The sequence below is a fragment of the Legionella quinlivanii genome (assembly GCF_900461555.1).
GTDB classification, from domain to species: domain Bacteria; phylum Pseudomonadota; class Gammaproteobacteria; order Legionellales; family Legionellaceae; genus Legionella_C; species Legionella_C quinlivanii.
Map to the genome: position 1 here is coordinate 435,401 of NZ_UGOX01000001.1, position 9,600 is coordinate 445,000.

Consider the following 9,600-nt stretch of genomic DNA (forward strand, 5'->3'; position numbering starts at 1 on the left):
TCAAAAACACTCCCTGTCAGTTATTTTGTTGCTGCAGCAGCGGGTTGACTCAGTGCAGAGCAATTAAACCATTGAATTTCCAGGCGGCGGTTCTGCGCGCTGCCATGAATAATCTTATTATCTGAAACCGCATGTTTATCGCCATAGCCCTCTGCATTTAACTGCTGCGCCGGAATGCCATTCGCCCACAAGAACGTTAACATCGCTTCGGCACGTGCCTGGGATAAATTGTTTTTATGTTCTCGTGAGCCAATATCATCTGTAAAGCCCGCTACATAAATTGAGCAATTAACATGGCATCGAAGCAGTTTAACGATATTTACCAATCCTTCATAACACAAATCATTCAGTTTGGGCGAGTTAAACATAAAATAGCGATCAGTGGGAACAATTAAAGTCATTGTGTCCCCATACTGGATATACTGAATATCTTCTCTTTCCAGGGCTTTCAGCAGCGAGCGCCGGCTGTCTTTGTAAATACTATAGGATATGCCGGCTGCAGCGCCGATCCCTGTCCCAGTCAAGGTGGAACCAGCAACGGCACCTGCAACAGTTCCAAATCCGCCAATCGTCGCGGTATCTTTATACATGCGATTGTAAGGCTTAAAATTGTTATAGGGAGGCTGAAAACAGCTGCTTAACCCCAAACTCAGCAGACCTGCAAAAAGCAAACGCCGGGCATTTCGCATTAATGGCATTCCTAATCCTGAACAGAACAATTTTTCCATTATTAAGGATCCCTTGCAATTTCGCAACGAGCAGAATAACTTTCCTTGAGAAATAAGGAAAAATTTTTTGATTAAACTACGCAGAAGCCAGGAGTTTGGGTATAGTTATCCTTTCATTAATTAAAAAGTCGAATAATGACTGAAAAAAAAGTAACGTTTTCTACTGCACTCGCTGCCTTAGGCATCGTGTATGGCGATATTGGAACCAGTCCATTGTATGCAATCAAGGAAACATTGGGTGATCTGCCAATCAACCGAGTTGATGTGCTTGGCGTTTTATCGCTTATTTTTTGGTCGCTGATTATCATTATCTCAATCAAATATTTAATTGTTATTTTCCGGGCGGATAATGAAGGCGAGGGGGGAGGCCTGGCATTACTTGCCTTGCTCAAACAACAACAGAGCAAGCATCGGCACTGGTTTTACCTCATTGCGATTTTTACAGCAGGCTTATTGATTGGGGATGGCATGCTTACCCCGGCAATTTCCGTAACCAGTGCGATGGAAGGCCTTGAGCTATTGTCGCCCAAATTCGACAGTTATATTACCTTATTATCATCTGCTATTTTAATTTGCTTGTTTCTAATGCAATCCAAAGGAACAGGCCGCATCGGTGCTGCATTTGGGCCCCTGATCTTATTGTGGTTTATAACAATTGGCGTATTGGGTTTAGTGCAAATTTTTAAATACCCGCAAGTGCTTCAGGCAGTTCATCCTTACTATGCCTATGAGTTCTTTTATGAAAATGGCTGGCGAGCGTATTTGCTATTAGGTGGGGTTTTCCTGGCGGTAACAGGCGGAGAAGCCCTGTATGCAGACATTGGCCATTTTGGTAAAAATCCAATTCGCTATAGCTGGTTTTTTGTAGCGCTTCCAGGCTTATTACTCAACTATTTTGGCCAGGGCGCCAATCTGCTCCTACATCCTGAAGCAATAGAAAATCCCTTTTATCTGCTGGCTCCTTCCTGGTTTTTCCTACCCTTGCTGATTATTTCCACGCTGGCTACAGTTATCGCATCCCAGGCTGTAATATCAGCGACCTTTTCATTAACCAAACAGGCCGTTCTACTGGGTTTGTACCCCAAACTGCCGATTGTACAGACCTCATCGGAACATCAGGGGCAGATTTACATTCCACAAATGAACTTTTTTCTGCTAATTGGTACGATGGCCCTGTTATTTTTCTTCAGGAGCACGGACGGGCTGGCCAATGCCTATGGAATCGCGGTCAATCTGGATATGTTATTAGTGACAACCATGGTGGTGTATGCGGCACGTACTGTCTGGAAGTGGTCAATCTTGCGCATTGTCCTGGTTTTCACCGCATTTTTAATCATTGACCTCGCATTTCTGGGAGCAAACTCACATAAGTTTCTTACCGGAGGCTGGGCTCCTGTATTTTTTGCCTTATTGGTTGCCATAGTCATGTACACCTGGAGTACTGGTCTTAAGCATCTCAAAGAACACTATTACATGCAGAAAGGCGATTTGTTAAAAATAATCAAACAGTTACATTATAAAAGTTTAAATCATCTTCCGGGGGTTACCGCAATTTTTCTGACCGACATTTATGATCGCAGTGGCGGCAGCTTTTTACATTTTCTTAAACTAAGTCTTGCAGTTCCTGAGAATATTCTGATTGTGAATTATCAGGTGGAAAATAAGCCTAGAGTTCATTACAGCAAACGCTTTGAGCTGACCCAGCTGGATGAAAAAATCTGTCAGCTGACTCTGCATTATGGGTTCATGGACAATATTTCCATTCCTCATGCCCTTTCAGCGCTTAATGAAAAAAAATTACTGCCCTATGAGTTGAATGTGGACTCCGCAACTTATCTGGTTGAGATCCCCAATGTGATGGCATCCAAACGAATCAAAACGCTGACTTTCTACTGGCAGGAGAAATTGTTTGCCTTTCTGATGCGAAACTACTCGGCTAATCTGAATATCGAGTTCTATAATTTGCCCTACAACCGTACTATTGCTATCGGAACTTACTTTTTCATATAGCCACGGTTTGCTATTTAGCCGAGCACTGTGCATTCAAGGGCTTCTCTGGTAGAACAATCTGTACGTTAATCCCTTTAATAGTGGGGCTCGACAAGGCCTCCTTAAGATAATCCATTAAGGGCACATCAACGACTTTTCCAAAATTTGAGGACGCTTGTCTAAAAATTAAATGATCATCTTTCCAGAATGCGAATCCGAGATGAGAAACGTTTAAATGAGTGCCAATAGACTGTGTCAAATCCCAGTTCGGGCGGACAATCTCGATAATCGCTGCATCAGGAATTTGCTTGAAAAGAGGTAGGTTGGGGACGCCTTGGGCATCAAATAAAGCAGTCAGGGGCAGATAATCAATCTGTTCTTTTGCAACAGCCAGCTTGCTGCCTCGCTGCTTAAGCCTGCTTAATCGTTTATCAACCTCTTTGGGTTCAGACGAATTCAGACGAATGGACTTGCTGCTTAAATGCTGATACCAGGAGGGCTTATTCACTATGGCTTCCGCTACTTTGTATACCGGCTGACTGTTTTTATCAGTAAAATTGCGCGTGATATCTTTTACATAACCCTGCTGCTGATTATTGCTATTCCAGTCCAATGCGGTGAAATGATTTCGGGTAATAAAACTAACTTTCCCATTTTGATATCTTAATTTCTGCAGGCAGACTTTATACTCCGTGGGATTATTGGCAAGTGCGAGAGCCAAAACCGAAGTGACGAACGTTTCACAATCAAAACCATCGAAACGGTAGAGCGTCATCTGATCAAAATAAGCCTTATCTCCCTCGCCAAGCGAACCGAGAATATAGGGTTTTCCTACAAAAGAGCTGCTGAGTTTATCCAAACGGGCTTGCATGTTTAATTTAGAGATGTCTGGGATTGTGTGATATAGTTTCTCAATGCTTTGGTCTAACTGTTTAGGGGGAAGATCATTTATAGCAAAGACATTAAAAGCCAGCGTCAAACAGCTGGATAAAAGCATCAATTTTTTTAAAGAAGCCATGGTTCGCTTGAAGTAATGTAGGTGTAGCAGGCAAACAGTTTGAGGGAAATTTATGCTAAATGCAATATGGCTCGGAATGATCCTGCTTTCAGTATGTGTTGCCGTGATTCAAGGACGAGTAGATCAACTGGTCAATGCGGTGACAGATTCTGCCAAGCTGGGTTTTGAAATTGCGATAGGTTTAACCGGCATCATGGCATTATGGCTTGGGATAATGAATATCGCCACCGAATCTGGCCTGGTTAATCGTTTGGCGCGTTTATTGAAGCCCGTCATGAAACCCATATTTCCTGAGGTTCCGGTGGAAGATCCGGCGATGGGGGCTATGGTGATGAATATTGCCGCCAACATGCTAGGCTTGGGCAACGCCGCAACGCCTTTTGGGTTGAAGGCAATGAAAGAATTGCAGCGTTTAAATGAGCATGCCCAGGAAGCCAGTAATGCGATGTGTACCTTTCTGGCGATTAATACTTCCAGTGTTCAGTTAATTCCGGCAACGGCAATCGCCTTTCTGGCTGCTAACGGTGCTTTGCATCCCAGCTCTGTCATCGTCAGTTCGCTTTTGGCAACTACTTGTTCAACCATAGTGGGTATTGTAGCGGTAAAACAACTTGCCAAACTTCCAGTTTATCGAATAAATAAATTAAGTGTTTCTCATGAGTGATTTTGCTAATCAATTATCTAACTGGATGCTTCTTGCGTTTGTAGTAGGGATCCCTGCGTATGCCGCCCTGCGGAAAGTCGACGTTTTTGAAGCCTTTATCAATGGTGCAAAGCAGGGTTTTGAAACCAGTGTCAGCATTATTCCTTACCTAATCGCGATGATGGTTGCAATTGGAATGCTTCGCGCCTCCGGCTTCTTTGAGCTGTTAAGCAGCGTATTGTCGCCTGTACTTTCAAAGTTGGGTATGCCTTCCGATTTATTACCCCTGGCATTAATTCGTCCGTTCTCCGGCAGTGCATCAACAGGTTTAATGGCGGAGCTGATTCATGATCACGGTGGAAACTCATTCATTGCCAAGACTGCAGCAACCATGATGGGTAGTACTGAAACTACTTTTTACGTTATTGCGGTCTATTTTGGCGCGGTAGGAATTAAGAGAACAAGACACGCCATCCCCGCTGGCTTGTTAGCTGATCTGGCTGGTATTGTTGCAAGTATTGCTGTTTGCCGTTATCTATTCGCATAATGATATTTGTATTGGTATTAGTTTGCCTCTTTGCTAATTTCATAAACGTGAAATTGGCTGAATAGAAATAGTAGAAGAGAAGTGCTTTTCTGTATCCTTAATCAGAGCTCGAATCACTGTTCCCGATCGATGGCCAAACTGCAAAGCATGATCACCACGTGAAAAAAACCGCACCGGCTTATGATGTGAATTGGGTAGTGATTCGAATTCACTATAATTCACAGAAGCATCCTTTTTGCCAGAATAGATATGCCAGTGACTATGTCCAGATGAATCCTTCTGATATAAATGCTTTAAAGCGCGGGCTGCTTTGAGCATTAAATTTAAAAGACCAAATAGAGAGGGGCCGTGGCCGCCAAAACGTGGGGAAGGCCCAGTAGTTTGTGCAGAATACACATCGGGATGCATATTTCGGTAGAACAGTTTAAGCGGACTTGCCATTTTATGAAATCCGCTCATGACAGCTGGCGCAAGTAAGGAAACGCATTTCACGGCTTTTCCATTCTCATTAGCGAGATTATTAATGAAAGCATTCTCTACGGTTAAAATCGCGCCTCCCATACTGTGTCCCACCAGTGCCAGTTCCGCATTTGGATTTTGAATATTGATGTGATTTATAAATTTACGAAAATCAATTCGCAATAAATCAGTAGAAATATTTCTTTTCTGCCTTTGGGCATCATTACCATGACCTCGATGATCATAAGCGATTACTTTAAAGCCATTTTTTACCGCTTCTCGTGCCAATTTATCCGCGGAATTTACACTATCATGCCATCCATGCAGAAACACCATGATTTTTTCAGGAGTTGATGGAATGTCAGGCTCCCAAATACGGGTAATAAATGTTTTTGATGGGTTGGATTGAAAAAGCTGCAGCGACTGTCTGAGATACTGTTTTAAATAACTATTGAAAGGATGGGTGAGTCCATTTAAAAACTCCTCGATTAACTCCAACTTTTTCAGGTCGTTTTGCTTTCCTTTCAGAATATCTCTTAGTTTTTCAATATCATACTGCCTATACTGGGGTATATTACCTTGTTTCTCACTGATATATTTATCAATTGCATAATGAATAAAATCATTGAGAGAATAATTTAATGAAATGTTTCCATCTTTTGCCCCTTCAGGTGTCTCGTGTTTCGCGGGGTGTGGTTGTGGTGAATAACCGAACGTATTGAATGATTGCTGAAGTTCTTTATTGATTTTAAGGAGCTCTTCTACTATCAGTGCTTCCAGAACGCTTTGGTCGGTAATACCTGTGTAGTAAGAATCGCTGCTAAAATAATCCTCTAGCTCTGATAGTAAACTGTCAGGGTTAACAGCAGTATTCACTGTTGTATTAAGGTAGGCAATGTCAGTTGCTCTATGAGGAGAAGCCGCTCGTCTTGGAAATTCCGTTTTATAGCGGTGAAGAGCTGCCATTATTGCATCCTTTAAAGTTGGCAATAAGTCTGTATTGTCAATTTCCGGCATCTAATTTCCAGGATGATGGTGAGCTTAAATTATACATCGCGGATAAAATCATGGCAAACTTAAGCTATTGCAAAACGCCTGGTCTGAATTGGCTGACTTAATTTCCGGGGGAAAGGCAAGATTAAGCTGGTAAATGGCCGTCTGTTCTCGTTCATAGTACGACCATTTAGTTGAGGAGATATTCAGTGAATAGTATCAATTCTCTGGTTTAGCATAGGGCAGCACCAACACCGTGGTTCCCACATCGATAAAATTCTGATTTAACCATTTAGCCGCTCCTGGTAAAACGCGTATACAGCCGTGGCTGGAATTGCGGCGGGGTACTTCATAGGCTGCGTGAATGGCATAGCCGTCATGGAAGTGCATGCAATAGGGCATTTTAGCGCCTCCTTCTTTGCCCCCTGGAGTTTTGGCAATTGGGAATTCACTGGATTTGCAGTCCGCGCCTTTTTTATTGAACACCTGGAATGTACCTACTACGGTTCGGCAGGATTCATCAATATCCTGGCAGAAATCCATACCGCCGGACGCGCTGCCAGTCATCACCCGATTTCCCTGTGCATCATAAGCTGCCCAGGCATAGGCTTTGGGATCAAACACAAACAGCTTTTTGCCATTAGTTTTCCAGGTCATTGGAAAAGCATTCTGTCCGCGGGTATCGTCCTGGTAGGGAGTGGTGTAATGAGGATACCCGGCATCATCGGTGATCACATCCGGTTTGTCGAACGTATTGCAGGAAGTCAATATTCCTAAAGCCAGTGGGGCTGCAAACAACAATCTTTTCATTCGTTTGTCCTTAAAACTTGATTAAGCTTTTTTACTTTTCGTGCTTTTTCTAGCTGCACTTGCCAGCTGAGCCTCTTCAAACATCTTTAACTGTGCAAGAAGGGTTCTGGTGTTTGCCTTAAAGTTTGCCATTTCTCTGGCAGAAATTTCCAAACCTCTGGGCAAATCAACGGTAGTAGGATTTCTGGGAAAATTATTAACATGAAACTCATAATGGCAGTGCGGGCCAGAGGCAAGTCCGGATTGGCCCACGTAACCAATTACCTGGCCGCGCTTGACATAATCGCCGCGCGATAATCCTTTTTCAAATCGTAGCATGTGGCCATACACGCTGCTGTAGTTTTTGTCATGCTTGATTTTAATCATATTGCCATAGCCATTCTGGCGGCCAATAATTTCAATTTTTCCTGAGCCTGTGGCCATGATCGGTGTACCGATAGAGGCAGCCAGATCGACGCCTTTGTGTGCGCGCCGATAATGTAAAATAGGATGATACCTTGAAAGACTGAAGGAAGAGCTGATGTGGCTGAAACGGACTGGATAGCGGTTGAAGGCTTTTTTCAGACTTCTGCCTTCAGGGGTATAATAATCAGACTGGCCATCACGGTTAGTATGTCTTACCGCCTGAAATGTTTTTCCACGATTTTTGTAAGATACCGCTACAATATCCCCGGTTCCGACTTGTTTGCCATCGATGTAAAACGCCTGATAAATAATAGTGAATCGATCTCCGGCACGAATATCTTTGGCAAAATTAATATCCCAGGTAAAGATATCGGTCATTTGTTTAACCAGTTTTGGCGGAATATTGTAACGCTTGGCGGTTCCATAGAGGGAGCCATTCACCACTGCAGTTGCAAAATGGTTATGGCTGTTCATTTTCTTTGCATCGATTTTGCTTCTGTAATGAGCGCCGTCACGGTAGACCACCAGAAACTGAGTGCTGGTAAAAGGTAGCATCATTCGCTCAAGAACTTTATTCTTGATTTGCAGTTGAATGTCCTGCCCGGGCTTTAACCGGGTAAGAGCTGAGGTATGCGGATTATCATGAAGAATGGTTTGCAACACTTTCTGGCTTATACCGGCACGATTAAATACCAGTGCCAAGGAGTCGCCCGGACGGGTTTTAATGATTTTCCAATCTTTTTCAGGGGGCAAAGCCGGTGGTTTATTCGGTTTAGCTGTCTTGATTTCCGGCTTTTTTACCTCTGCCAGTTTTTTAGCTGCTTCCAGATTGGTTTTCGGCGGCTCAGTTTTCTCTATAATAGAGGAGGGTGCTGGAATGGTTTCGCCTGCTTCCGCTTCTTCTGTATCCTCTTGCTCTTCCTCATTAACCGGAACTTCCTCTTCATCAGGAATATCTTGTTCCTGTTCTTCAAGTTCAGATAATGTTGTTGATTTGCTGCTTACAGGCGGCTTGATCTTGTGTGGAAATGTCTTGACCAATATGAAAGGCAAGGCAAATGCAATCGCCAATGCGATAAGAGCCAACAGCTTGGATGGCTTGTTTGTATTATTTATTGAGACATTGGGTCGTTGATCCATGTTTCGCCTTTTGCTACTGCTAACCTCTAGAGTGATGTTAAAATTATTATTACAGTGATAATTAGGTTTATTATTACCATCCCAATAAAACGTCGAAATAATAATCGCACGTTTTTTAAAATTTGGTTACCCACTGAACATATAATCTGTTCTGTTATACGGTTCGCCAACTGGGGCATTCATGCCTAAAAAGCTGTCCTGTTTATTCATCCTCTAGCGAGAACACAATAACCGGGCTAAGATACTCGCTGGAACAACTTAGGTCAATCACTAAAAAAGGTTTTACTTGTATGATTATTGATGAATCGATGAATGCCGAACTGCAAAGAGGCTGTGAAGAAATCCTTCCTGCTCAGGAATTTGAAAAAAAATTACTCAAAGATAGACCTCTGATCATTAAAGCAGGATTTGATCCGACTGCTCCTGATTTACACTTGGGCCATACTGTATTATTGAATAAACTTCGGCAATTTCAACAGTTTGGGCATCAGGTTGTTTTTTTGATCGGTGATTTCACCGCCATGATCGGTGACCCGACGGGAAAAAATGTCACACGCATGCCCTTAAGTCAGGAAGCAGTACTTGAGAATGCCAAAACTTATGAAGCACAGGTATTTAAAATTCTTGATCCTGAGAAAACAATCGTGCGTTTTAACTCTCAATGGATGGGAGCAATGAACGCAGCTGACTTAATTCGTTTAGCCGCGACACATACTGTTGCCAGGATGCTGGAGCGCGATGACTTCAGTAAGCGTTACAGTACAGGACAGCCGATAGCCATTCATGAGTTTCTCTATCCATTAGTACAGGGCTATGACTCAGTAGCGCTTAAAGCAGATATTGAACTGGGCGGCACGGATCAGAAATT

The 9,600-nt window shown here is 43.0% G+C and carries 9 protein-coding genes (1 of these 9 running past the window's edge); 4 read left to right on the forward strand and 5 right to left on the reverse strand.

Annotated elements, in window-relative coordinates; translation table 11 throughout:
- Positions 1-20: 20 nt before the first annotated feature.
- The gene (cmpA, locus tag DYH61_RS01920; RefSeq protein ID WP_058506350.1) at positions 21-698 is read right to left on the reverse strand and encodes a C-OmpA-like family protein CmpA; all 678 of its coding nucleotides are present in this window, start codon (positions 696-698) and stop codon (positions 21-23) included.
- 165 nt (positions 699-863) lie between these two features.
- On the opposite strand from cmpA, the gene DYH61_RS01925 reads away from it, so the two are divergent.
- Positions 864-2,738, forward strand: coding sequence for a potassium transporter Kup (locus tag DYH61_RS01925; protein ID WP_058506336.1), 1,875 nt, complete (start codon positions 864-866; stop codon positions 2,736-2,738).
- 10 nt (positions 2,739-2,748) lie between these two features.
- On the opposite strand, the gene DYH61_RS01930 is transcribed toward DYH61_RS01925, so the two are convergent.
- Positions 2,749-3,735, reverse strand: a complete 987-nt coding sequence (locus DYH61_RS01930) for an N-acetylmuramoyl-L-alanine amidase-like domain-containing protein (RefSeq protein WP_058506335.1) — start codon at positions 3,733-3,735, stop codon at positions 2,749-2,751.
- A gap of 52 nt (positions 3,736-3,787) precedes the next feature.
- Here DYH61_RS01930 and DYH61_RS01935 point away from each other — a divergent pair, with 52 nt between their 5' ends.
- Complete coding sequence (locus tag DYH61_RS01935) at positions 3,788-4,399, forward strand: nucleoside recognition domain-containing protein (protein ID WP_058506334.1); 612 nt, start codon at positions 3,788-3,790, stop codon at positions 4,397-4,399.
- Positions 4,392-4,925 (forward strand): spore maturation protein, encoded by a 534-nt coding sequence (locus tag DYH61_RS01940; RefSeq protein WP_058506333.1) that lies wholly within the window; start codon positions 4,392-4,394, stop codon positions 4,923-4,925. Before DYH61_RS01935 ends, DYH61_RS01940 begins: the two co-directional genes overlap by 8 nt.
- Before the next feature lie 39 nt (positions 4,926-4,964).
- Here DYH61_RS01940 and DYH61_RS01945 read toward each other — a convergent pair whose 3' ends face one another.
- The 3 genes from DYH61_RS01945 to DYH61_RS01955 all read right to left on the reverse strand — a co-directional run bounded on the left by DYH61_RS01945 (position 4,965) and on the right by DYH61_RS01955 (position 8,732).
- Positions 4,965-6,401: an alpha/beta hydrolase gene (locus DYH61_RS01945; protein WP_058506332.1), complete on the reverse strand. Its 1,437-nt coding sequence runs from the start codon at positions 6,399-6,401 to the stop codon at positions 4,965-4,967.
- 195 nt (positions 6,402-6,596) lie between these two features.
- Positions 6,597-7,187 (reverse strand): L,D-transpeptidase, encoded by a 591-nt coding sequence (locus tag DYH61_RS01950; protein ID WP_058506331.1) that lies wholly within the window; start codon positions 7,185-7,187, stop codon positions 6,597-6,599.
- A 21-nt stretch (positions 7,188-7,208) separates the two neighbouring features.
- Complete coding sequence (locus DYH61_RS01955; protein WP_058506330.1) at positions 7,209-8,732, reverse strand: M23 family metallopeptidase; 1,524 nt, start codon at positions 8,730-8,732, stop codon at positions 7,209-7,211.
- Positions 8,733-9,022: 290 nt separating this feature from the next.
- On the opposite strand from DYH61_RS01955, the gene tyrS reads away from it, so the two are divergent.
- Positions 9,023-9,600, forward strand: the start of a protein-coding gene (tyrS, locus tag DYH61_RS01960; protein ID WP_058506329.1) for a tyrosine--tRNA ligase. 628 nt of this gene lie beyond the right edge of the window; only the first 578 of its 1,206 coding nucleotides appear in the window; it begins with the start codon at positions 9,023-9,025; its stop codon lies beyond the right edge, outside the window.